Origin of the sequence: Notoacmeibacter marinus (assembly GCF_002238045.1) — a bacterium.
GTDB lineage: Bacteria > Pseudomonadota > Alphaproteobacteria > Rhizobiales > Rhizobiaceae > Notoacmeibacter > Notoacmeibacter marinus.
Genome location: NZ_NBYO01000003.1, coordinates 213,739 through 236,023, shown reverse-complemented (window position 1 = coordinate 236,023; position 22,285 = coordinate 213,739). Strand labels below are relative to the sequence as shown.

Here is a 22,285-nt window from a genome sequence, read left to right as displayed (position 1 = left end):
TCGCCTATTCGGGGACGACCAGCGCGTGTCGCTTCTTGCCGACCGACAGCTTGATGTGACCTTCGGTGCCCAGATCGTCCGCCGTGACCGTGGCGCGTTCGTCGGTAACCGGCCGGTCGTTGAGTTTGAGGCCGCCGCCCTTCACCTGCCGGCGCGCTTCACCGTTCGAGGCGGCAAGGCCGGCCTGGACGAAGAGCGAAAGAATGCCGACGCCCTTCTCCAGTTCGCCATGTGGGATGGCGATACGCGGCAGCGCCGAGCCGCTCTGGCCCTCTTCGAACGTCTTTCGGGCGGTTTCCGCTGCTTCCTCCGCGACCGCACGGCCGTGAAGCAGGGCCGTCACCTCATTGGCCAGCACCTTCTTAGCTTCGTTGATCTCGGCGTCTTTCAGCGCGGCCAGTCGCGCGATCTCGTCCATCGGCAGCGTGGTGTAGAGCTTCATGAACCGTTCGACATCGGCGTCTTCGGTGTTTCGCCAGAACTGCCAGAAATCGTAGGGCGAGAGCATGTCCGCATTCAGCCAGACGGCGCCGTCGGCGGTCTTGCCCATTTTCGCGCCGGAAGACGTCGTCAGTAGTGGCGAGGTCAGCGCGTAGAGCTGCGGCGTGCCCATCCGGTGGCCCAGATCAATCCCGTTGATGATGTTGCCCCACTGATCGGAGCCGCCGAGCTGCAGCCGGCAGCCATGGCGGCGGTTCAGTTCCACGAAATCGTAGGCCTGGAGGATCATGTAGTTGAATTCCAGGAAGGACAGCGACTGTTCGCGCTCGAGCCGCAGCTTGACGGAATCGAAGGAGAGCATCCGGTTCACCGAAAAATGCCGTCCCACATCGCGCAGGAACGGCACATATTGCAGCTCCATCAGCCATTCCGCATTGTCGATCATGAGAGCATCGGTCGGCCTCTCGCCGAAGGACAGGTAGTTTTCGAACGCCTGGCGAATGCCGCTGAGATTTTCCGCGATGGTCTCGTTCGTTTGGAGCTTGCGGGCTTCGTCCTTGAAGGATGGATCGCCGATCATACCCGTGCCGCCGCCCATCAGCGCTATGGGCCGGTGACCGGTCTGCTGCATCCATCGCAGCATCATGATCTGCATAAGCGAGCCGACATGAAGGCTCTTCGCCGTCGGATCGAAGCCGATATAGGCCGTCACGGTCTCGGTCGCGAAAAGATCGTCCAGCCCGGTCTCGTCGGAAATCTGATGGATGAAGCCGCGCTCGGACATGATGCGCAGGAAATCGGACTTGAAGGCCATGATGGGTATTCCGGCTAGGGAGAAGGGGCGCGCGCTTCTGGCGCGGCGTTCGCCGGCGCTTTAACACTGTCCGTATGAGCGAAACAAGAATCGTATCGGTCCGAACCGCACTTGGTCTTATGAGCGGCACCTCGATGGACGGGATCGACGTCGCCTTGGTCCGGTCGGACGGTCGTGTCATCGTCGAGCGCGGGCCGAGCCATCTTTTCCCATATGAGGCGGCTTTCCGACGGCGGCTGGAGAGCGGTTTGTCAATGGCGCAGGCGCTGACCGGTCGCGACGAGCGGCCGGGTGGCCTGGCCGAACTCGAAGTCGAACTGACCGACCGCCACGCTGCCGCCGTTGATTCGTTTTGTCGGCAGTTCGCAATAAGTGCCTCTGAAATCGATGTGATCGGCTTTCATGGCCAGACGGTTCTTCATCGACCCAAGAATGCCCTGACCGTTCAGTTGGGGGACGGTGCGCGGCTGTCGACTGCGACGGGCATTGCAACGATTGCAGATATGCGTGCGAACGACATGATCCATGGCGGGCAGGGCGCGCCGCTCGTACCGGCTTACCACGCCGCTCTCGCCGGCCTGATCGGAGCCGGCGATGAGACGGTCGCCTTCGTTAATATTGGCGGTATAGCGAACGTCACCTTCGTCCAGCCGGGTGAACCGCCAGTCGCTTTCGATTGCGGGCCCGGCAACGCATTGATCGACCAGTGGATGCAGGAGCAAGCGGGAATCGCGTTTGACCAAAACGGCACCATCGCCAGCGAGGGTCGGGTCGTTGAGCGGGTGCTGAATGCCTATCTGGACGACCCTTTCTTCAGAAAAGACGGCCCGAAATCGCTGGACAGAAACGACTTCTCCCTGGCTTTGATGGACGGTGTCGAACTGCACGACGGCGCGGCAACGCTGGCCCGGCTGACCGCCACCGGGATCCTCGAAGCAGCGAAGCTGGCGGACATACTGCCGGCGCGTTGGATCGTCGCCGGCGGCGGTGCGCGCAATGCCGCCATCATGCATGAACTCCGCCAGGCATCGGGCGGCGTGCAGGTCGAAAGCGCCGAGCAATGTGGTCTGTCGGGTGACATGATGGAAGCGGAGGCGTGGGCGTTTCTGGCTGTTCGAAGCCTGCAAAGCCTGCCCTTGACCTGGCCAACGACGACCGGCGTCTCAAGGCCGGTGACGGGCGGTGTTCTCCACCGCCCGAAGGGAGATTAGCGTATACGCTTTGGCTTCGGCTGGGTCAGTTCACCGTTGAGCCGGCGATCCAGATATTCCGAGCAGCTCTCGATCAGTTCGTCGTGGTGGTCCGTGTAGAAATGGTTCGCGCCCTCGATCTGGCGCTGGGTGATCGTGATGTGCTTCTGCGTGTGAAGCTTGTCGACCAGCGGCTGCACGTCCTTCGGTGTTGAAACGCGGTCTTCCGTCCCGTGAATGATGAGGCCGGAGGAAGGACAGGGCGCCAGAAACGAGAAATCATAGAGATTGGGCTGGGGCGATACCGAAATGAAACCCTCGATCTCCGGCCGCCGCATTAGAAGCTGCATGCCGATCCAGGAACCGAAGCTGTAACCGGCGATCCAGCAATGTTTGGAATCGGGATGCAGGCTCTGCACCCAGTCCAGCGCTGCCGCTGCATCCGACAGTTCGCCGTCGCCATGATCGAACTGGCCCTGCGAACGGCCGATGGAGCGAAAATTGAACCGAAGCGTGGTGAAGCCGCGTTTCTGGAACATGTAGAACAGATCGTAGATGATCTTATTGTTCATCGTACCGCCAAATTGCGGGTGCGGATGAAGCACCATGGCGATCGGAGCATTCTTCTCCTTGGAAGGCTGGTAACGGCCCTCGAGCCGACCGGCGGGGCCGGCGAAGATCACCTCTGGCATTGTTCACTCTTTCTTGAATTGCGTTCATTGCTCAACGCAAGACGACTGCGGCGTCTTGACGCGATCCGGCCGGCTTCCTACAACCATTTAGAACCATTCTAAATGATCGTGGCGATGAGCGGTCGGTGGGCTAGATAGGACAGCCAAGGCTTGTTTTTCAAGAAAATTACGGTGCGTCGGCGCGTATCGTGAAGCAATGGACGGAAATGCCAGTCAGCAACGAGCGTCTTTACATGGACTACAACGCCAGCGCCCCCCTGGGGTCGCTGGCACGGCAGGCCATGGTTGCCGCTATGGATCTGGACGCCAATCCGTCGTCCGTCCATGACGACGGTCGAAAGGCCCGGGCCGTTGTCGAAAAGGCGCGCTCACAGATCGGTAAGCTGTTCGATTCTCAGGCCAAGCAGGTTGTCTTCACTTCGGGGGCGACCGAAGCCGCCAATTTTGCGCTGACGCCGGACTGGACGATGGGACGCGCCCTTGTTCGCTTTTCCAAACTCTATGTGGCGTCCAGCGCGCATCCCTGCCTGCTTTCGGGCGGTCGGTTCACCGGAGATGATATCGTACAGGTCCCCGTGACCGGCGATGGAATGGTCGATCTTCCGGCCCTTGAACGGACGGTCGGCGATCATGACACCGATAGCGGCCTGCCTTTGGTGGCGATGCCGGCAGCTTGCAACGAAACTGGCGTATTGCAGCCGCTCCGCGAAATCGCGGCCCTCGTTCGTGCGCATCGCGGAACGCTCGTGGTCGATGCGGTACAAATGGCGGGACGCATGGCGATAGGCCTCTCGGAGCCGGTCGGCGACTACTTCATCGTTTCGGCGCACAAGCTTGGCGGGCCGCGCGGTATTGGCGCGCTTATCGCCTTGTCCGACATCATGATGCCGCTGCCGCTCGTTCGGGGCGGCGGACAGGAGAAGGGCCATCGCGCCGGAACGGAAAACACCGTCGGCATCGCTGGGTTCGGCGCGGCGGTAGAAGCGGCGCTTGCCGATCTGGCGCGGGACCGCTGGGCTGCAATTGCGACGATGCGGGATCGTTTCGAAACCGGTCTTCGGGCGCTTTGCCCATCGGTGACGATTTATGGAGAGCACGTGCCGCGCTTGCCCAATACCAGTTTTTTTAGCCTGCCTGGTATTAAGGCCGAGACGGCTCAGATCGCGCTGGACCTCGATGGTATCGCCGTATCCGCGGGCTCGGCCTGTTCCTCTGGAAAGGTGGGTCCGAGCCATGTGCTCGAAGCCATGGGTGTGGAGAAGGTCGATGGCGCTCTGCGCGTGTCGCTGGTGCCGGGCGCAGGTCCGGCCGATATCGACCGGATCCTCGCCAGCCTCGAACGTCTCTTGAAGCGGAGCCTGAGTGCTCACGCCGCCTGAAACGGATGATGCAAATGTCGCCGCTCGCCGCTTTCAATCGCGGTGCCGGCACACTAAATGGACGGATAGACCGTCTGATATGCCCGGGTGAGCCGGGCCCCAACCGCCGGACCTTGACTCCGGCGAGGAATGGAGAACGCCATGCCTGCTGTGCAGGAGACGATCGAGCAGGTCCGCACGCTCGATGTGGACCAGTATAAATACGGATTTCAGACCGACATTGAGAGCGACACGGCCCCGAAAGGCCTGTCCGAAGATACGATCCGCATGATTTCGGCCAAGAAGGACGAGCCGGAATGGATGCTGGAATGGCGGCTGGAAGCCTATAAGCGCTGGCTGACCATGGTGGAGCCCGACTGGGCGCGCGTCAGTTATCCGAAAATCGATTTCCAGGACATTCACTACTACTCGGCGCCCAAGGGTTTCAAGGATGGTCCGAAGAGCCTCGACGAGGTCGATCCCGAGATCCTCAAGACCTATGAAAAGCTTGGCATTCCTCTGAAAGAGCAGGAAATTCTGGCTGGCGTGCGCCGCATGGACGAGCCGAGCCAGCTCGATGACGATGGCGAGATCCTGTCGGACGCCCCCTACGGCAAGGGCCGCGTGGCGGTCGACGCCGTCTTCGACTCCGTGTCGGTCGCGACCACTTTCAAGAAGGAGTTGAAGAAGGCCGGCGTGATCTTCATGCCGATCTCCGAGGCGATCAGGGAGCATCCCGACCTCATCAAGAAATATCTGGGCTCGGTCGTGCCGCAGGGCGACAATTACTACGCGGCGCTCAACAGTGCGGTCTTCACCGACGGCTCCTTCGTCTTCGTGCCGAAGGGCGTGCGCTGCCCAATGGAACTGTCCACCTATTTCCGCATCAACGAGCAGAACACCGGCCAGTTCGAGCGGACGCTCATCATCGCCGAAGAAGGGTCTTACGTTTCCTATCTGGAAGGCTGCACGGCGCCCCAGCGCGACGAGAACCAGCTTCACGCGGCCGTGGTCGAACTGATCGCGATGGACGACGCCGAGATCAAATATTCGACCGTTCAGAACTGGTATCCCGGCGACAAGGACGGCAAGGGCGGCATCTATAATTTTGTCACCAAGCGCGGCGATTGCCGTGGCGCCCGCAGCCACATTTCGTGGACGCAGGTCGAGACGGGTTCGGCCATCACCTGGAAATACCCGTCCTGCATTCTGCGTGGTGACGACAGCCGCGGCGAGTTCTATTCGATCGCGGTGTCGAACGGTCACCAGCAGATCGATAGCGGCACCAAGATGATCCATATCGGCAGGAACACGACGAGCCGGATCATCAGCAAGGGCATTTCCGCAGGCAACAGTCAGAACACCTATCGCGGTCAGGTCTCCGTGCTGCGCAAGGCGAGCGATGCACGCAACTTCACCCAGTGCGACAGCCTGTTGATCGGCAATGAATGCGGGGCGCACACCGTGCCCTACATCGAGGCGAAAAACGCCTCCGCGCGTCTCGAGCATGAAGCGACGACCTCGAAGATTTCCGAGGACCAGCTCTTCTACGTGATGCAGCGCGGTATCCCCGAGGAGGAAGCGATCGCACTGATCGTCAATGGCTTCGTCAAGGACGTGATTCAGGAACTGCCGATGGAGTTCGCTGTCGAGGCACAGAAACTGATCGGAATCAGCCTGGAAGGCAGCGTCGGCTAATGGATTTCGCGGCGCTTGTCGACAAGGCCCTGATACCGCTTGGCGCAGGCGTCGGCACTTATCTCGCCACGCGGCTGTCACCCAATCTGCGGCGGCAGTCGACAAAGGCGAACGCGGTCCTCGTCATAATCGCCATCATCGTTATAGCCGGCCTCCAATGGTTTGGCGTTATCTGAATATCGGAAACAAAAATGCTTGAAATCAAGAATTTGCACGCCCGCATTGCCGAAGATGGCACTCCCATTCTGAACGGCGTCGATCTGACCGTGAAACCCGGCGAGGTTGCCGCAATCATGGGGCCGAACGGTTCGGGCAAATCGACATTATCCTACGTGATCGCCGGCCGCGACGATTATGAGGTCACCGATGGCGATATTCTCTGGAACGGCGAGAGCATTCTGGAGATGGATCCGGCCGAGCGCGCCGCCTCCGGTGTCTTTCTGGCCTTCCAGTATCCGATGGAAATTCCGGGCGTTCCGACGATGGAGTTTCTCAAGACCGCGCTTAACGCCCAACGGACGTCGCGCGGCGATGAGCCGCTGAAGATTCCGGAGATGTTGAAGCGGGTGAAGGCGGCAGCCGCCGAACTGGAAATGGACCTTTCCATGTTGAAGAGACCGCTTAATGTCGGCTTTTCAGGCGGTGAGAAGAAGCGCGCCGAGATTTTGCAGATGAAACTGCTGGAGCCGAAGCTTTGCGTGCTGGACGAGACCGATTCCGGTCTTGATATCGATGCGCTGAAGGTCGTTGCCGATGGCGTCAACCATCTGCGCAGCCAGGACAGGGCATTCCTCGTCATCACGCATTACCAGCGCCTGCTCAATCACATCGTGCCGGACAGCGTCCATGTACTTTACAAGGGACGCGTCATCCGATCGGGCGGCAAGGAACTGGCGCTCCAGCTCGAGGATCAGGGCTATGCCGAGATCATCGGCGAAGCGGCGTAACGGAGCAGTTTGATGACAGCCCATACGCTAATCAAGAACACGCAAGCCGAGAGCGCGCTGATCGAGACGTTCGGCGCGCTGGTCGATACACTGCCTGGCGCTGCCACCACGACGACCGCACGCAAGACGGCCATCGGCGGTGTTTCCATGCGCGGCCTGCCGACGCGACGGGTCGAGGAATGGCATTACACCGACCTGCGCAACCGGTTGAAGCAGGTGCCTGAGGGTGATGCCCGCACCGCTGGTGATGCGCTGACGTCGTTGGCCGACGGGATGGTGCGGCTCGATCTCTTTGCCGATGATGCGCCCTCGGACCTGCCGGCAGGCGTTCGTGTTACACCTTTGCGCGACCTTCTCGAAAAGGGCGAGTTGGATCGCTCGCTTGCGCCCGCCGACCCGGAAGATGTGATCGGGGCGCTCAACGCGGCCTTCGTGTCGTATGGTGTGGCTCTGGCAATCGACGACGGAACGCACCTCGAAACGCCGCTCGAGCTGTCGGCGTTTCATGGCGAAGGGCAGGCGCACCTGCGCGTTCCGGTCACGGTTGGCGCGGGCGCGAAAGCGACCATCGTCGAGCGGCAGGTCGGTGATGGCGCGGCGCTGATCACCGGGGTTACCGAACTGACGGTCGGCGACGGCGCCGAACTGCTTTGGGTGCTTGTCCAGGAGCAGCCGGCCGATACCGACCAGTTGACGCAGATGAAGTTCCGCCTGGGCCGCGACAGCAAATTCACATTGGCGATTCTGAATGCTGGCGGGCGACTGGTGCGTCACGAAATTCGTGGCGTTCTGGAAGGTGAGGGCGGTGATTTCCAGATGCGCTGTGTCAATCTTCTTGGCGGCGAGAGCCATGTCGACGTTACCATGGTGCTCGATCATGTGGTGCCCAATACGACGGGTACCGAGATTGTTCGCAACATCGCATCCGGCAAGGCGTCGGGCGTGTTCCAAGGGCAGATTCGCGTGGCCAAGGAAGCGCAGAAGACCGATGCCCGCATGGCGTGCAACACGCTTCTCGTCTCGGATGAAGCCGATTTCTCGGCCAAGCCGGAACTGGAGATCTTTGCCGATGATGTGGCCTGCGGGCATGGCGCGACGGTCGCCGAGATCGACGAGGATCATCTGTTCTACCTGATGAGCCGCGGCATTCCCGAAAACCAGGCGCGCGCATTGCTCGTCAAGGCCTTTGTCGACGAGATCATCGAGGAACTGGATCACGAGGCGATCTCCGAGGCGCTTGTCGCCAAGGTCGATGAATGGTTCGCGAAAAATGGCTGAGGCGGCGACCATAAGCGATCCGCTCGCCGGCTTCGATGTCGAGGCCATTCGCGCGCAGTTTCCGATCCTGTCGCGCGAGATCCACGGCAAGCCGCTGATCTATCTGGACAATGGCGCTTCGGCACAGAAGCCACGCGCCGTTATCGATGCGATGAGCCATATGTATGAGACCAGCTATGCCAATGTGCATCGCGGCCTGCATACATTGTCGAACGAGGCGACCGATGCGTTCGAGCAGGCGCGTGAGACGGTGCGTCGCTTCCTCAACGCCGGAAATGTGGATGACATCGTCTTCACGCGCAACGCGACCGAAGGCATCAATCTGGTGTCCTACAGCCATGGCATGGTGGAGTTCGAAGAGGGCGACGAGATCGTTCTTTCGATCATGGAGCACCATGCCAATATCGTGCCGTGGCATTTTCTGCGCGAACGCAAAGGCGTCAAACTGGTCTGGGTGCCCGTTCGCGACGATGGATCGCTCCATCTGGAAGACGTCGAGGCAGCGATCACCGACCGCACCAGGCTGATCGCCATGACCCACATGTCGAACGTGCTCGGCACGGTGACGCCGATGGTGGATATTTGCAGCATGGCGCGCGAACGCGGTATCGCGACGCTTGTCGATGGCAGCCAGAGCGCCGTTCACATGCCGGTCGATGTGCAGGCGCTCGGATGCGACTGGTTCGTCTTCACCGGACACAAGGCCTATGGGCCGACCGGGGTCGGTGTTCTCTACGGCCGTCCGGAGAGAATGAATGCCATGCGACCCTTCCTAGGGGGTGGTGAAATGATCGAGGAGGTGACGACCGAGACCGTCACCTACAACCAGCCGCCGCATCGTTTCGAAGCGGGTACGCCGAATATCGTGGAAGTCGTCGGTCTGGCCGCGGCGCTGGACTGGATGGACGGCATCGGACGCGACACGATCGCAGCTCATGAAGCGCAACTTCGCAACTACGCGCACGAACGCCTCGGCGGGCTTAACTGGCTGCGGATTTTCGGCAACGCGCCGGACAAGGGCGCGATCGTCAGTTTCGAGATGGAGGGCGTTCACGCCCATGACGTGTCGATGCTGATCGACCGGTCGGGCATAGCGGTTCGTGCCGGCACGCACTGTGCGCAGCCGCTGCTTCAGCATTTCGGCGTGACGAGCACCTGTCGCGCCTCATTTGCGGTTTACAATACGCTCGATGAGGTCGACAGATTGGCGGAGGCGCTTCAGAAGGCGCACGATTTCTTTGGGTGATGCAATGAGTAGCGAAACCGATCAGGCCGAAGGCGCGCAGAAGGTCTATTCCGCCTCTGCCCTTCCGGCCGATGAACTGGCGCGGATGACGGACGACATCGTCACGGCGCTGAAGACGGTTTACGATCCCGAAATTCCGGCCGACATCTACGAGCTGGGTTTGATCTACAAGGTCGATATCGAGGATGACCGGACCGTCAAGATCGACATGACGCTGACCGCGCCGGGATGCCCGGTGGCTGGAGAGATGCCGGGTTGGGTGCAGGATGCGGTCTCCACCGTCGAAGGGGTTCAGTCGGTCGATGTGGCCATGGTGTTCGATCCGCCCTGGACGCCGGACCGGATGAGCGAAGAAGCGCAATTCGCGGTCGGCTGGTACTGACGATAGATGCCGGCGACTTGATCGTCGCTTGCAATTCTCCCATCTTGGGTGGGAGGAAAACCCGATCCGCCGGACCTTGAACCCGGCCGGGAAGGAGAAATCATGGGCTTTTCGCTGGTCAATCTGACGGATGATGCCGTCCACCGCATTCATGAGATCGTCGCCGACCGTGACGGTGCGCTCGGCCTTCGTCTGGGTATCAAGAAGGGTGGCTGCGCCGGCATGGAATATACGGTCGATCTCGTCACCGAACCCGACCCGAAGGATGATCATGTTGAGGTCGATGGCGCCCATCTATGGATCGCGCCCGAGGCCATGCTGTTTCTGCTCGGCACGGAAGTCGGCTTCGAGAAGTCGCCCCTGCGCACCGGTTTTACCTTCCGCAATCCCAATGAGAGCAGTGCCTGTGGCTGCGGCGAATCCGTCGAGCTGGAGGCCGCCGATCTGAAGGAACTGGCCGAAGCGCGGAAATCCGCCTGAGGATCGCCTGTTGGACGACGATCATCTTGCCGATCTGTTTTCCGGCCTTGGCCCGATCACCATTCGCCGAATGTTCGGCGGCAAAGGCATTTATCATCAGGGTCTGATATTTGCGCTCGATATGAGCGACGGGCGCATCATGCTGAAAGGCGATGCGCTGAACGCCGGCGATTACGAAGCAGCCGGTTGCGAACGATGGACCTATCAACGATCGGGCAGAAAGCCGACGGCGATGCCTTACTGGAACGCGCCGGATGAAGCGATGGATGATCCGGATGCCATGACGCCATGGGCGCGGAGCGCCTTCGCTGCTGCGCTGCGCGCAGACGAAAAGAAGCGAAAATAGATGAGCTTGGCCGGCCGGCACTACTGCCGGTCTGCGATGATGATCGTCAGGCCAGACCGTTCATCATGAACGCCGGAACCTCATCGCCGAAACCGCGGGGCGCATCGCCGAGATCGTCCTTCTTGCGGCCACGGCCATTATTGGTCTGATTGCGGCTTTTGGCTGGTTCAGGCTTGCTGACCGCATCACCGTTCTTCTTCGTCCGAGAACGGTTTCTCGTCGGCTTTTCTTCGGTCGTTGTCTGTTCGGTCTTCTCGACATCGGTGGAGACGGCAGGTTCGCCCTTCGCCTTTTGCTCCGTGTCGTCCAAGGATGCAGCCTTTGGCCCTTTGTCCGAGACCGTCGAGACTTTGTCCGAACTGCGGCTGTTGCGCCTGCGGCCCGACGAACGGCCACGTCCACCCTTCCGGTCGTCAGCGCCTTCATCGTCAAGTGAGGACAGATCGCCGCCAACCCATTCGACATCCTTCTCGATCAGCTTGATCACCGAATCGAGATATTTTTCGTCTGATTTGGAGACCAGCGTGAAGCTCTTGCCGAGACGGCCCGCGCGGCCTGTCCGCCCAATGCGGTGGACGTAATCTTCGGCCTGGCGTGGAATATCGAAATTGAACACATGGCTGACATCGGGAATGTCGAGGCCGCGGGCGGCCACATCGGATGCGACGAGCAGGCGCAACTTGCCATTGCGGAACGCTTCGAGCGTCGCCATCCGGGCGCGCTGATCCATGTCGCCGTGCAACGCGCCGGCATCGTAGCCATGCTTGATCAGCGAGCGGAACAGCGTGGAAACCTCCACCTTCCGGTTGCAGAAGATGATCGCGTTTTTCAGATCGTCGCCTTCGGCATCGATCAGTTCGCGAAGTTTGGCCCGCTGGTCGTAATCCTTCTTGCCCACCGCGACGATCTTCTGCTCGATGGTCGCCGAGGTCGACGAGGCCTTGGAAACCTCCACCTTTACCGGTGCTTGCAGAAACTGCTCGGTGAGGCGCTGGATCTCGGGGGGCATCGTGGCCGAGAAGAACAGCGTCTGCCGGGTGAAGGGAATGAGTTTGCAGATCCGTTCGATATCGGGAATGAAACCCATATCGAGCATACGGTCGGCTTCGTCGATGACGAGAATTTCGACGCCGGTCAGCAGCAGCTTGCCGCGCTCGAAATGATCGAGAAGGCGACCGGGCGTCGCGATCAGCACATCGGCGCCGCGTTCCAGCTTCTTTTCCTGTTCGTCGAAGGAAACGCCGCCGATAAGGAGCGCAACGTTGAGCCGGCGATGGTTCTTCCCGTATTTCTCGAAATTCTCTTCCACCTGAGCGGCGAGTTCACGCGTCGGCTCCAGAATAAGGGTGCGCGGCATGCGTGCGCGGGCGCGGCCCTTTTCCAGCAAGGTCAGCATCGGCAGGGTAAAGGATGCCGTCTTGCCCGTGCCGGTCTGGGCAATGCCCAGTACATCCTTGCGCTCCAGCGCATGGGGAATGGCCCCGGCCTGGATCGGCGTCGGCGTGGTGTAGCCGGCATCCTCCACGGCGGAGAGAACTTTTTTCGACAGGCCGAGTTCGGCGAATGTCGGTAATGTATCTTGAGTCTCGTTTTCCGAAACGGTCACGGCAATCCGGTCTTGGAACAGGCGCGGCGATGGATCGATCCATATTGCGGCGCGAACAGGACAGGGGCGTGCAATCGGCAAGCCCCGCTTTCCGGCGACCTACGGCCTGACCGACCGAAAGTCAAGCGAAGACGGCGTTTGCGCCGACGGAACTTTTTAATTTGGCTCTGATCGTGGTCGATCAGTAACGGAATTGTTCCAAAAGAATACGTTCGTCCCACCCATGACTTCTGTCGAACAATATCGTGGCGGAAAGCGACCGGCTTTCGCGGATGGTCACGGCGCTTACGCTTTTGATTTCGGTATGGTCGGCAACGGCGTTTACCGGTCGCTTTTCCGGTTCCAGAATCTCCAGATCGACCGTCGACTGGTTGGGCAGAAGCGCACCGCGCCAGCGCCGGGGCCGGAAGGGGCTCACCGGCGTCAGCGCCAGCAGGGGCGCCGAGAGCGGCAGGATCGGGCCATGAGCCGAGAGGTTATAGGCGGTAGAGCCCGCCGGCGTCGCCACCATGACGCCGTCGCAGATCAACTCCTCCATACGCAGGCGACCATCGATCAGGATTCGGATCTTCGCGGCCTGATAGGATTGCCGCAGCAGCGAGACCTCATTGAGCGCAGCGGCATGGTGGTCCTCGCCGGCAAGGTCGGTGGCGACCATGCGCAATGGGCGGATCGTTTCTCCTTCGGCGTCCGCGATGCGTTCGAACAGTCCGTCATCGGAATAATCGTTCATCAGAAAACCGACGGATCCACGATTCATACCGAAAATGCGCGATTCGGTGTCCATGTGATCATGCAGGGTCTGCAGCATGAAGCCGTCGCCGCCAAGCGCGACGATCACGTCCGCTTCACGGCTGTCATAGTTGCCGTAGCGCTCGCTCAGCCGTTCGGCCGCGCCTTTGGCTTCTTCGGTATCGCTGTGAACGAAGGAAAGCTTCATGCGGAGCACGCCGCTAGCCATCTCAGGGCAGGGATCGTCAGACGCGCCGCCCTGCCTTCGACAGCCTTCGGACGAACAACAACATGATGGACACTCGCGCTCACTCGTCCCGATCCGTGGCCTTCGCGCTCTTGACCTTGGCCATGCCGTCATGACCGATCGGCCAGAATGCGTTGTAGGTCATGATCGTTTCGGTCCGTTCGATCCCGTCAATATCGAGAAGATGATCGTGGATATAACGCCCCACATCCTCATCGTCGGGTACGTGGAGCATTAAAAGCAGGTCGAAGCGGCCGCTGGTCGAATAGAGCTGGGCGTAAATCTCGCGGTCCGCAATGCGGTTGGCGACGCTGTAAGCCGTTCCAGGACGACAGCGGATCTGAACGAAGACTCGGGTCAAGGCGCTTTCCTGCTTACCTGATCGCTGTTGCCCACCGGGCGAAACAGGGATCGTTTCGCCGCACCTTAAACCACGAAGCATGCCGCTGTGAACGCAAGATCGCAGCACGTCCACCGTCTTGGCGTCTGGGATAATGGATAGGGCGATCGGGCGGGTCAGTTGAATGAGGCGGAGGAGTGGTGCCCCCGGACGGAATCGAACCGCCGACCTTCGGTTTACAAAACCGCTGCTCTACCAGCTGAGCTACAAGGGCATTCCAAGCCGCCCAGATAGGCCGCCAAAGCTTTGCTGGCAAGAGGCGGAACCGCCCTTCCATCGCGCGCATTCCTGCTCGAACAGGAAAATCCAAAGGAGCCGGGCCGAGATGAGCAAATTCGAGGGCCGTATCAGCCATTGCAGAGGCGAATTGAGAAGCGATGGCGATACCGTCGTTTATTGGAGCGTTCTGGCCCATCGCGTTGCCGACAATGCGGCATTGGCGCGCGCTATCGAATTGGCCAACGAAAGCGGCAAGCGCTGTCTCGTGGTGCCCAGTCTATCCATTCACGGCGGTGAATTGACGCGGCGCCAGGCGAAATTCGCAATCGAAGGCCTGTCGGAGATGAAGGAAGCGTTGAAGGAACATGGGATTCTTTTCTTTTTCCTCGCTGTCTGCGATGAGGGACTTCCCAGCGCTCTACTCGATCGCGCGGCCGCCATCGTAACCGATTTCGGCTATCTGCGGCACCATCGCAAGCAGCGCGAAGAACTGGGAAAATCTTTCGATGGACGTATCGAAGCGCTGGAGACCATGGTCTGCGTGCCGGTCGCAAAGGTATCCGACAAACAGGAATATGCCGCGCGGACGATCCGTAGCAAGTTGATGGACAGGCTGGATGACTGGCTGACGGAGGCCAGCCTTCCAACGCTCGAAAACCGGAGCGGTTTGCGGCTCGAGCTGGAGGAGAGCCCGCTTGACTTCGAAAAGATCGATGGTGTTTCCGATGATAAAGCGGCAGCGGTCGATTGGATCGAAGGGGGAACTGAACAGGCGCGATCGCGGCTTAGCAGTTTTCTCAGAAGCGATCTGCAACACTACGATGACGATCGGGCCGACGCCAACAAGGAGAACGTCTCCTTTCTGTCGCCCTATCTGCGATTCGGTCATCTTGCGCCGACGGAAATCGTCAGCAAGGCGAGGGCGGCCAAGGCCGATGCCAGCCCTTTTCTCGAGGAACTCGTCGTGCGGCGCGAACTGGCCTGCAATTTCTGCCACTACGCACCGTCTTACGACCGCCTCGCGGCGCTGCCCGATTGGGCGCGCGAAACGCTCGACGATCACGAAGGAGACGAACGCGATCCGAAATATGGCGCAACGTCCCTGGAAAAGGCGAAAACGGACGATGGGGTCTGGAACGCCGCGATGGGGGAGATGAAGAAGCGCGGCTATCTTCATAATCATCTGCGCATGTTCTGGGGCAAATACATCGCCAAGACGATGCGCGATCCGAAAACAGCCCATAAGACGCTGTTGACGCTGAACAACCGCTATTTTCTGGATGGCGGCGATCCCAACAGTTTTGCCAACACGCTATGGGTGTTTGGTCTCCATGACAGAGCGTTTCAGGAGAACGATGTGATCGGCAAGGTTCGACCGATGGGCCACGGTGCGCTGGAGCGCCAGTTCGACGTCGACCGATGGGTCGAGGAACGGCAATGATCGGATGACGTGGGTTTCGGCGCGATCGTCATGCGGCCTGCTGGCGCACGGGGCAGTCGGCCTGTTGCGCGAACCATTGCAAAAGCCTTATTTCGCCGGCATCTAGCCAGTCCTCATCTTCCGCTTCGAAGGCGGCCAGTTGTTCGCATAGCCGGTTGCTGTGCCAGCTTTCGATCACGCCCGGATGAATGTACTGGCCGCGGCAGACTGCGCGCGTGTTACCCAGAACAGACGCAACTTCATCGATGGCCGAATTCAGCATCTGAGTCTGCGCTTTTTTGGTTTCGGGCAATTCGATACCGTTCAGAATATCGGCGGCAAGAACGGTCGCGGTCCATGTGCGAAAGTCCTTTGCCGAGAAATCCTGTTCGAGCGTATCCCGTATATAGTCGTTCACGTCATGGCTTCGGACCGGCTGGCGCTGCCCGTCATCGCCGAGATACTTGAACAGGTGCTGGCCAGGCAGTTCCGAAATCGTGCGGATCAGCCGCGCGATGCGGCGGTCGGTCAACGACAGGTCCCACTCCTTGCCGCTTTTGCCGCGGAAGGTGAAGCGCACGGTCGAGTGGCCGAGATCGAGATGGCGCTTCTTTAGCGTCGTCAGTCCAAAACTGCGATTCATCTCCGCATAGCGCACATTGCCGATGCGGATCATCGTGTTGTCGAGGAGCCAGACGACAAGCGCCAGCGCCTTGTCCTTCGGCATGCCATGGCGGCGAAGGTCGGCATCGACACGCTGGCGAAGGGTTGGCAGCGATGCACCGAAAAGGGGTAGGGTTTCGAATTTCAACCGATGCTGCTGCTCCATCCAGTCCGGATGATAGCGGTATTGCTTGCGCCCTTTTGCATCACGCCCGGTCGCCTGAATATGACCACGGGGATCGGGGCAGAGCCATACATCGGTCCAGGCCGGGGGAATGGCGAGTGCGTTGAGGCGGTCCCGAACGGCTTTGTCGGCGATGCGATGGCCATTCTCGTCGCGATAGACGAATCCCCTGCCGGCACCACGGCGGGTCCAGCCGATATCGTCATCATTGACATAGATGAGGGAGGCGCGATCGGCGAGCTGTTCGTAATAGTCGTCTGCATCCGGATCGGGCAGCTGCTGTTCGACATTTACGGAACCACTGAACGCCAACATCGCTCACGCACTCCTACCTTACCCAACGCACCGAGCGGTGCTCGGAAAACGGGAGGCGAGCCGTAAGGTTCCCGAACTGCGCTACTCGCTCTTGGGCGGATGAACGCGGCTGACATCGCGCGGCAAACGCTGCTCGGCCTGGTCGATCGGCTGGTCGGTAAAGCCGGTGGTGTCGGTGCGCTTGTAGAAATCCCGTTCGATAGCCACAGGCGAGATGCAGAAGGCCGTGACCAGTTCCGCAACGGATCGCAGCGCGTGCAGATGAATGCGCTCATAGCCATGGCTGGAATCGACGCCGAAGGTCGCGAGCGCCGTCCGCACATCGGCACCCGCTTCAAGCGCGGACGCCGAGTCCGAGCGATAATAGCGGAACACATCCTTCTGGTAGCGAATATCGTTTTCGACGCAGAGCTCGACGAGCTTCTTGGAGAGGTGATAGTCGAACGGACCGGTCTGATCGGCCATGGCGATGGTGACGCCGAACTCGTCGGAATTCTGGCCCGGAGCGGTCGTGCCATTATCGATGGCCAGAAGCGAGGCGACATCGTTCGAGACGATCGAGGCCGCGCCCACGCCGACCTCTTCGGCGATCGTGAAGAGCCAGTGGATATCGACCGGCGTTTCGACCTCTTCCTGCTGCATGGCTGAAAGCGCGGCTAGCCCTGCGGCAACGCCGGCCTTGTTATCCAGGTGTCGGGATACGATGAAGCCGTTGGGCAGAAATTCCGGCTGCGGATCGATGGCGACCAGGTCGCCAACCTCGACGCCCAGCCGGTCCGTTTCCTCGGGCGAACGCGTCAGCGCATCGATACGGAGTTCGACATTGTCCCAACTGACGGGCTGGCTGTCGATCTCGTCATTGAACGTATGGCCGGAAGATTTGAGCGGCAGGATCGTGCCGCGATAACCGCCCTTGCGTGAAAAGACCGTCGCGCGCGCGCCTTCTGCGAAGCGTGCCGACCAGGTGCCGACGGGCACCAGCGACGGGCGGCCGTTCGGACGGATGGATTTGACGATGGCGCCGATCGTATCAAGATGGGTCACAATGGCGCGCGCACCGCGAATGTCGCGTCCGCGCCTAATAGCGCGGATCGCGCCGCGCCGCGTCAGTTCGACGTTGAGGCCGAGCTCGTCGAGCATATCGGCGACGCGCATGGTGATGGTGTCGGTGTAACCGGTCGGGCTCGGTATATCGAGAAGTTCGGAAAGGACGTTCGACAGATATTTCGTGTCGATCGGCAATCGATTCATGCAGGAAGCTCCGAATGGGACGCGCGAAGCGCTTCCCTCGCTGCATAAGGCATCGATAGCGGAAAGAGTAGATCGATAAATCGCTCGGCCGTCGGTTGCGGTTCGTGATTGGCGAGCCCTGGCCGCTCGTTGGCCTCAATGAAGGCGTAATCCGGTCCGCGCGGGCTCTTGACCATGAAATCGATGCCCGTGACCGGAATGTTGATGGCACGGGCGGTGCGGACAGCCGCATCGACCAGCGCCGGGTGCACTTCACCGGTGACGTCGTGAATGGTGCCGCCCGTATGCAGATTGGCGGTTCGGCGAACCTGGAGCGTCTCGCCGTCCGGCAGGATATCGTTCATCTCATATCCGCCCGCTCGGCACGTGGCGTGCGTATCATCGTCGAGCGGAATGCGGGATTCGCCTCCGGTTGCCGCACTTCGACGCCGGCTTTGACGCTCGATCAGCTTCGCGACACTCGAACGGCCGTCGCCGACAATCTGGGCCGGCTTGCGTATGGCCGCGGCAACGAGCTTATAATTGATAATCACCAGCCGAAGGTCGTTACCCTCCACCATTTCCTCGATGAGCACCTCGTGAGCCACCTTTTCGGCCGCCGCGATAGCCGCTTCCAGCTCCTGGCTGCTGGTGACGCCAACGGTGATTCCATGCCCCTGTTCGCCACGGGCCGGTTTGACGACAAGCGCCTTGTGTTCGTCGAGAAAGGCCTTGATGTCCTGATCCGCCGCTTTGGTGGTTATCTGTTTAGGAACGCGAACGCCCGCCTTCTCGACAATGCGCCGCGTCACGGATTTGTCGTCGCAAATACTCATTGCGATGGCCGATGTGAACTCCGTCAGGCTTTCTCGGCACTGTACCGTCCGTCCACCATAGGAGAGTTGGAAGAAACCGCCCTTGGCATCGGTGACTTCCACCTGAATGCCGCGCCGTCGGGCTTCGTCGACGATGATTTTTGCGTAGGGGTTGAGGCCGTGATCTTCCTCGGGCCCGCTGAATAGCTGCTCGTTGATCGCGTTCTTCCGCTTCACGGTAAAATAGGGAACGCGGCGGAAACCAAGCTTCTCGTAGAGGGCGATGGCGCTTTCATTATCGTGCAGGACCGTCAGGTCCATATAGGCGGCGTTGCGCTCGGCAAAGTGGCTTGCCAGTCGATGAACCAGCGCCTGGCCGATGCCGCTCTGGCGCGCCTGCGGATCGACGGCCAGACACCAGAGCGAAGATCCGCGTTCCGGGTCGTCGAAGGCCTGGAGGTGATCGACGCCGGTGACGGTGCCGATGATCGCGCCGGTCTGCTCGTCCTCCGCGACGAAATAGGTAAGCGCGCGTGCATCGCGGTGTGACCAGAAGAATTCCGGCGGGACAGGCACCATGCCGCGCGTCTGATAAATGCGGTTCACCTCCTCTGCATCGCCATGAGACGACAGGCGGCGGATGAAAAAGTTGCTGGGCTTCGGATCGGGGGGCCGGTCTTTCGTCAGATCGATGCGGAACGTATGCGACGGGTCGAGAAACAGTTCGTGCGGCGCCAGCGAAAGCAGCACATGCGGATCATCGACATAGACAGCGATGTCACGAGCATCGGCACGTTCCCGCCGCAGCGTCTCGATCAACTCGCCGCCATCCTCGAAGGTTTGGCCGAAGACGAGCCGTCCCCAGCCGCAGTCGAGGCTGTAATCTGTCTTTGGTCCTTGGCTCTCGGCCATAATCAGGCACTCCCGGCGCCGTGGGATTGGAGCCACATTTCGAGCAGCGCGACCTGCCAGAGTTCAGAGCCGCGCAGTGGCGTGATGTGATCGGTGGGGTTGGTGAAGAGGTCGTCCAGGTAGCTCTGGCGGAAGAGGCCGCGATCCTTTGCCGCCTGGCTCGACAGTGCATCCTGGACCATCTCCAGATAGGGCCCGGAAATGTATTTGAGCGCCGGCACCGGAAAATAGCCTTTCTTGCGGTCGATCACTTCGGACGGAATCACAAGCCGAGCCGCTTCCTTCAGCACGCCCTTGCCGCCGTGAGCCAGCTTGTGTTCGGGCGGAATGGTCGCGGCCAGCTCCACCAGTTCGTGATCGAGAAACGGCACGCGCGCTTCGAGGCCCCAGGCCATGGTCATATTGTCGACCCGCTTGACCGGATCGTCGACCAGCATGATTTGGCTGTCGAGCCGGAGCGCCCGATCGACCGGCGTGTCGGCATCGCCCGCCATGAGATGGGCGCGGACCAGTTCGCGGCTGGCATCGGTTTCCGCCAGCCAGTCGTCGGACAGATGCGTCGCCATCTTCGCCTGGTCGCGGTCGAAGAAGACCTTTGCGTAGTCCGACACCACATCGTTGGAGTTCATCAATGGTGGATACCAGTGATAGCCAGCGAACACTTCGTCGGCGCCCTGACCGGACTGAACGACCCGGATCTGCTTGGACACTTCCCGCGACAGCAGAAAAAAGCCGACATTGTCGTAGGAGACCATCGGCTCGCTCATGGCATGGATGGTGTCCGGCAATTCGTTGATCAGGTCGGCGGACGGCACGAAGATTTGATTGTGATCGGTGCCGAAATGGCTGGCGATGAGATCGGAATACTGAAACTCGTCGCCCTTTTCGCCATGGGCCTCTTCGAAGCCGATAGAGAAGGTCTTCAGATCGTGCTGGCCTTGTTCAGCCAACAGGCCGACAATGACGGAACTGTCGACCCCGCCCGACAGAAGAACGCCGACCGGAACATCGGCGACCATGCGGCGCTGAACTGCCAGTCGCAGTGCGTCCAGAACCCGGTCCCGCCAGTCGTTGAAGGAAAGGCCGCTGTCTTCGGCGCGGCGCGTATAGGGCGGCTGCCAGTAGAGGCGGTCGGTCTCCTTGCCGTTGGCATCGATGCGGCGGATCGTCGCGGGCGGCAATTTGCGCACGCCATTCAGGATCGTCCGGGGCGGCGGTACGACGGCGTGAAAGCTCATGTAATTATGCAGGGCGTCGCGATCGATCGACGTGTCGATATCGCCGGCAGCGAGAAGAGCGGGGAGGGTGGATGCGAAGCGTAGGCGCTTGCCCTGGCGACTGAAATAGAGCGGTTTGATGCCGAACCGGTCGCGCGCCATGACGGCTTCGCCGGTATCGCGATTATAGATGCAGAAGGCGAACATGCCGTGGAAGCGGTCGACGCAATCCTCGCCCCAGGCGTGGAACGCCTTCAGAATGACTTCCGTGTCGCCAGTGGAGAAGAAGCTGTAGCCGAGCCCTTCCAGTTCGCCTCGCAATTCCGGGTAATTGTAGATGCATCCATTGAAGACGATGGTCAGGCCGAGCGCTGGATCCACCATAGGCTGCTGGGCCTTTTCCGACAGATCGATAATCTTCAGACGGCGATGGCCGAATGCGGCGCGGCCATGGCCGACAAGGCCCGAGCCGTTCGGACCACGGCTGTGCATCGAAGACACCATGCGGCCCACAGCGGCCGTGTCGGCCCATTCGCCGTCGAATCGGATTTCACCGGCAATGCCGCACATAAATTGTCCTTCCTGCTGTATGTTTCTGGCGCGTTCGGCGCGCGCCCTTCGTAATGTCACATGGTTCTTCGCTTAAGCGAAGCAAGGTTTTGCACTAGCGAAGAGATGGTGTGTTACGCATCCTCATCGATCGACAGATCGGGTAGCCGGGCGAAGGCATGCTTCAGCGCATCGGACCAGCCCAGCGAAATGGCACGAAAATCGGCATCGTGTTCTTCGAACCGTCGAAAGGGACCGATCTCGAAGCTGTCTTTTCTGTAGACCGCCATATCGATGGGCAGTCCGACCGAAAGATTGGAACGCAACGTCGAGTCAAAGGAGATCAGCATCAGCTTGGCGGCCTCGGCGAAGTCCATTCCAGCATTGTAGGCGCGGCTGAGAATGGGGCGCCCATACTTGATTTCACCGATCTGAAAGAACGGGTTGTCGGATTTGGCCTCGATGAAATTGCCTTCCGGATAGATCAGGAACAGGCGCGGGTCGCTGCCGGCAATCTGCCCGCCGAGAATAAGGGTGGCGGAAAAGGCGTGCGCCGTCGGTTGGTCGTCGCGGATGCGCATATTTGCGACCACCTCGTTCAGCGTTTCGCCGACGAGCTTGGCTGTTTGGAACATGGACTGGGTACGGAAGATCGAAGGGTCGCGGTCGTCGGGCGCCTTGCTGCGTTCTTCCAGAAGGCCGATTGCCGCCTGTGTGGTCGCCAGATTGCCGGAAGACAGCAGCACCATGGAGCGCTCGCCCGGCATTTCGAACATATGCATCTTCTTGACGCGCGAGACGTCGTCGACGCCCGCATTGGTGCGCGTATCGCTCATGAAAACGAGGCCGCGATCCAGCATCATGGCAACGCAATATGTCACGGAACGAACCCCCTGCCGAACGG

At 60.4% G+C, this 22,285-nt stretch carries 21 protein-coding genes and 1 tRNA gene; 11 read left to right on the top strand and 11 right to left on the bottom strand.

What is annotated here, in order from left to right; translation table 11 throughout:
* Window positions 1–4: 4 nt before the first annotated feature.
* On the bottom strand, window positions 5–1,258 hold the full coding sequence (tyrS, locus tag B7H23_RS13475; RefSeq protein ID WP_094077980.1) for a tyrosine--tRNA ligase: 1,254 nt from the start codon (window positions 1,256–1,258) through the stop codon (window positions 5–7).
* A gap of 71 nt (window positions 1,259–1,329) precedes the next feature.
* Here tyrS and B7H23_RS13470 point away from each other — a divergent pair, with 71 nt between their 5' ends.
* On the top strand, window positions 1,330–2,466 hold the full coding sequence (locus tag B7H23_RS13470; RefSeq protein ID WP_420814487.1) for an anhydro-N-acetylmuramic acid kinase: 1,137 nt from the start codon (window positions 1,330–1,332) through the stop codon (window positions 2,464–2,466).
* Here the strand turns inward: B7H23_RS13470 and B7H23_RS13465 are convergent.
* Window positions 2,463–3,137 (bottom strand): alpha/beta hydrolase, encoded by a 675-nt coding sequence (locus tag B7H23_RS13465; protein ID WP_094077979.1) that lies wholly within the window; start codon window positions 3,135–3,137, stop codon window positions 2,463–2,465. The genes B7H23_RS13470 and B7H23_RS13465 overlap by 4 nt on opposite strands.
* 206 nt (window positions 3,138–3,343) lie before the next feature.
* Here B7H23_RS13465 and B7H23_RS13460 point away from each other — a divergent pair, with 206 nt between their 5' ends.
* From B7H23_RS13460 to B7H23_RS13425, 9 genes are all read left to right on the top strand, one after another.
* Window positions 3,344–4,516 (top strand): cysteine desulfurase family protein, encoded by a 1,173-nt coding sequence (locus B7H23_RS13460; RefSeq protein WP_094077978.1) that lies wholly within the window; start codon window positions 3,344–3,346, stop codon window positions 4,514–4,516.
* Window positions 4,517–4,657: 141 nt separating this feature from the next.
* Window positions 4,658–6,193: a Fe-S cluster assembly protein SufB gene (gene sufB / locus B7H23_RS13455; protein ID WP_094078386.1), complete on the top strand. Its 1,536-nt coding sequence runs from the start codon at window positions 4,658–4,660 to the stop codon at window positions 6,191–6,193.
* Window positions 6,193–6,369: a hypothetical protein gene (locus B7H23_RS16075; protein WP_158215842.1), complete on the top strand. Its 177-nt coding sequence runs from the start codon at window positions 6,193–6,195 to the stop codon at window positions 6,367–6,369. Before sufB ends, B7H23_RS16075 begins: the two co-directional genes overlap by 1 nt.
* 15 nt (window positions 6,370–6,384) lie before the next feature.
* Window positions 6,385–7,140 carry a Fe-S cluster assembly ATPase SufC gene (sufC, locus tag B7H23_RS13450; RefSeq protein WP_094077977.1) on the top strand — a complete coding sequence of 252 codons (756 nt, stop codon included), beginning with the start codon at window positions 6,385–6,387 and terminating at the stop codon, window positions 7,138–7,140.
* A gap of 12 nt (window positions 7,141–7,152) precedes the next feature.
* Complete coding sequence (sufD, locus tag B7H23_RS13445; RefSeq protein WP_094077976.1) at window positions 7,153–8,418, top strand: Fe-S cluster assembly protein SufD; 1,266 nt, start codon at window positions 7,153–7,155, stop codon at window positions 8,416–8,418.
* Window positions 8,411–9,664 (top strand): cysteine desulfurase, encoded by a 1,254-nt coding sequence (locus tag B7H23_RS13440; RefSeq protein ID WP_094077975.1) that lies wholly within the window; start codon window positions 8,411–8,413, stop codon window positions 9,662–9,664. The genes sufD and B7H23_RS13440 overlap by 8 nt, the downstream gene beginning before the upstream one ends.
* A gap of 4 nt (window positions 9,665–9,668) precedes the next feature.
* Entirely contained in the window at window positions 9,669–10,046 is a 378-nt protein-coding gene (locus B7H23_RS13435) for an SUF system Fe-S cluster assembly protein (RefSeq protein WP_094077974.1), read from the top strand.
* A gap of 102 nt (window positions 10,047–10,148) precedes the next feature.
* Window positions 10,149–10,526 (top strand): Fe-S cluster assembly scaffold SufA, encoded by a 378-nt coding sequence (gene sufA / locus B7H23_RS13430; RefSeq protein ID WP_094077973.1) that lies wholly within the window; start codon window positions 10,149–10,151, stop codon window positions 10,524–10,526.
* Between the two features lie 10 nt (window positions 10,527–10,536).
* The gene (locus B7H23_RS13425; RefSeq protein WP_094077972.1) at window positions 10,537–10,872 is read left to right on the top strand and encodes a TfoX/Sxy family protein; all 336 of its coding nucleotides are present in this window, start codon (window positions 10,537–10,539) and stop codon (window positions 10,870–10,872) included.
* A 46-nt stretch (window positions 10,873–10,918) separates the two neighbouring features.
* On the opposite strand, the gene B7H23_RS13420 is transcribed toward B7H23_RS13425, so the two are convergent.
* The 4 genes from B7H23_RS13420 to B7H23_RS13405 form a co-directional block, all read right to left on the bottom strand.
* Window positions 10,919–12,478 carry a DEAD/DEAH box helicase gene (locus tag B7H23_RS13420; RefSeq protein WP_094078385.1) on the bottom strand — a complete coding sequence of 520 codons (1,560 nt, stop codon included), beginning with the start codon at window positions 12,476–12,478 and terminating at the stop codon, window positions 10,919–10,921.
* Between the two features lie 181 nt (window positions 12,479–12,659).
* The gene (locus tag B7H23_RS13415) at window positions 12,660–13,418 is read right to left on the bottom strand and encodes an NAD kinase (RefSeq protein ID WP_240535108.1); all 759 of its coding nucleotides are present in this window, start codon (window positions 13,416–13,418) and stop codon (window positions 12,660–12,662) included.
* A 100-nt stretch (window positions 13,419–13,518) separates the two neighbouring features.
* Complete coding sequence (locus B7H23_RS13410; RefSeq protein WP_205320119.1) at window positions 13,519–13,818, bottom strand: Lrp/AsnC family transcriptional regulator; 300 nt, start codon at window positions 13,816–13,818, stop codon at window positions 13,519–13,521.
* Window positions 13,819–13,995: 177 nt separating this feature from the next.
* Window positions 13,996–14,071: transfer RNA gene (locus B7H23_RS13405), tRNA-Thr, on the bottom strand.
* A 111-nt stretch (window positions 14,072–14,182) separates the two neighbouring features.
* Between B7H23_RS13405 and B7H23_RS13400 the strand changes: the two genes are divergently transcribed.
* Window positions 14,183–15,517 carry a deoxyribodipyrimidine photo-lyase gene (locus B7H23_RS13400; RefSeq protein ID WP_094077969.1) on the top strand — a complete coding sequence of 445 codons (1,335 nt, stop codon included), beginning with the start codon at window positions 14,183–14,185 and terminating at the stop codon, window positions 15,515–15,517.
* Window positions 15,518–15,545: 28 nt separating this feature from the next.
* On the opposite strand, the gene B7H23_RS13395 is transcribed toward B7H23_RS13400, so the two are convergent.
* The 5 genes from B7H23_RS13395 to B7H23_RS13375 all read right to left on the bottom strand — a co-directional run bounded on the left by B7H23_RS13395 (window position 15,546) and on the right by B7H23_RS13375 (window position 22,262).
* Window positions 15,546–16,658, bottom strand: coding sequence for a DNA topoisomerase IB (locus B7H23_RS13395; protein ID WP_094077968.1), 1,113 nt, complete (start codon window positions 16,656–16,658; stop codon window positions 15,546–15,548).
* Between the two features lie 81 nt (window positions 16,659–16,739).
* Window positions 16,740–17,909 carry an osmoprotectant NAGGN system M42 family peptidase gene (locus B7H23_RS13390; protein ID WP_094077967.1) on the bottom strand — a complete coding sequence of 390 codons (1,170 nt, stop codon included), beginning with the start codon at window positions 17,907–17,909 and terminating at the stop codon, window positions 16,740–16,742.
* The gene (ngg, locus tag B7H23_RS13385; protein ID WP_094077966.1) at window positions 17,906–19,615 is read right to left on the bottom strand and encodes an N-acetylglutaminylglutamine synthetase; all 1,710 of its coding nucleotides are present in this window, start codon (window positions 19,613–19,615) and stop codon (window positions 17,906–17,908) included. Before ngg ends, B7H23_RS13390 begins: the two co-directional genes overlap by 4 nt.
* 2 nt (window positions 19,616–19,617) lie before the next feature.
* Window positions 19,618–21,402, bottom strand: coding sequence for an N-acetylglutaminylglutamine amidotransferase (locus B7H23_RS13380; protein ID WP_094077965.1), 1,785 nt, complete (start codon window positions 21,400–21,402; stop codon window positions 19,618–19,620).
* A gap of 113 nt (window positions 21,403–21,515) precedes the next feature.
* A complete protein-coding gene (locus B7H23_RS13375) occupies window positions 21,516–22,262 on the bottom strand; it encodes a proteasome-type protease (protein WP_094077964.1) in 747 nt (248 codons plus the stop codon).
* Between the last annotated feature and the right edge of the window lie 23 nt (window positions 22,263–22,285).

Bases quoted from the DNA above. Each gene is read 5' to 3' on its own strand.
- B7H23_RS13470 (WP_420814487.1), top strand. From the start codon at position 1,330: ATGAGCGAAACAAGAATCGTATCGGTCCGAACCGCACTTGGTCTTATG.
- B7H23_RS13465 (WP_094077979.1), bottom strand. From the start codon at position 3,137: ATGCCAGAGGTGATCTTCGCCGGCCCCGCCGGTCGGCTCGAGGGCCGT.
- B7H23_RS13460 (WP_094077978.1), top strand. From the start codon at position 3,344: ATGCCAGTCAGCAACGAGCGTCTTTACATGGACTACAACGCCAGCGCC.
- sufB (WP_094078386.1), top strand. From the start codon at position 4,658: ATGCCTGCTGTGCAGGAGACGATCGAGCAGGTCCGCACGCTCGATGTG.
- B7H23_RS16075 (WP_158215842.1), top strand. From the start codon at position 6,193: ATGGATTTCGCGGCGCTTGTCGACAAGGCCCTGATACCGCTTGGCGCA.
- sufC (WP_094077977.1), top strand. From the start codon at position 6,385: ATGCTTGAAATCAAGAATTTGCACGCCCGCATTGCCGAAGATGGCACT.
- sufD (WP_094077976.1), top strand. From the start codon at position 7,153: ATGACAGCCCATACGCTAATCAAGAACACGCAAGCCGAGAGCGCGCTG.
- B7H23_RS13440 (WP_094077975.1), top strand. From the start codon at position 8,411: ATGGCTGAGGCGGCGACCATAAGCGATCCGCTCGCCGGCTTCGATGTC.
- B7H23_RS13435 (WP_094077974.1), top strand. From the start codon at position 9,669: ATGAGTAGCGAAACCGATCAGGCCGAAGGCGCGCAGAAGGTCTATTCC.
- sufA (WP_094077973.1), top strand. From the start codon at position 10,149: ATGGGCTTTTCGCTGGTCAATCTGACGGATGATGCCGTCCACCGCATT.
- B7H23_RS13415 (WP_240535108.1), bottom strand. From the start codon at position 13,418: ATGAAGCTTTCCTTCGTTCACAGCGATACCGAAGAAGCCAAAGGCGCG.
- B7H23_RS13400 (WP_094077969.1), top strand. From the start codon at position 14,183: ATGAGCAAATTCGAGGGCCGTATCAGCCATTGCAGAGGCGAATTGAGA.
- B7H23_RS13395 (WP_094077968.1), bottom strand. From the start codon at position 16,658: ATGTTGGCGTTCAGTGGTTCCGTAAATGTCGAACAGCAGCTGCCCGAT.
- B7H23_RS13390 (WP_094077967.1), bottom strand. From the start codon at position 17,909: ATGAATCGATTGCCGATCGACACGAAATATCTGTCGAACGTCCTTTCC.
- ngg (WP_094077966.1), bottom strand. From the start codon at position 19,615: ATGGCCGAGAGCCAAGGACCAAAGACAGATTACAGCCTCGACTGCGGC.
- B7H23_RS13380 (WP_094077965.1), bottom strand. From the start codon at position 21,402: ATGTGCGGCATTGCCGGTGAAATCCGATTCGACGGCGAATGGGCCGAC.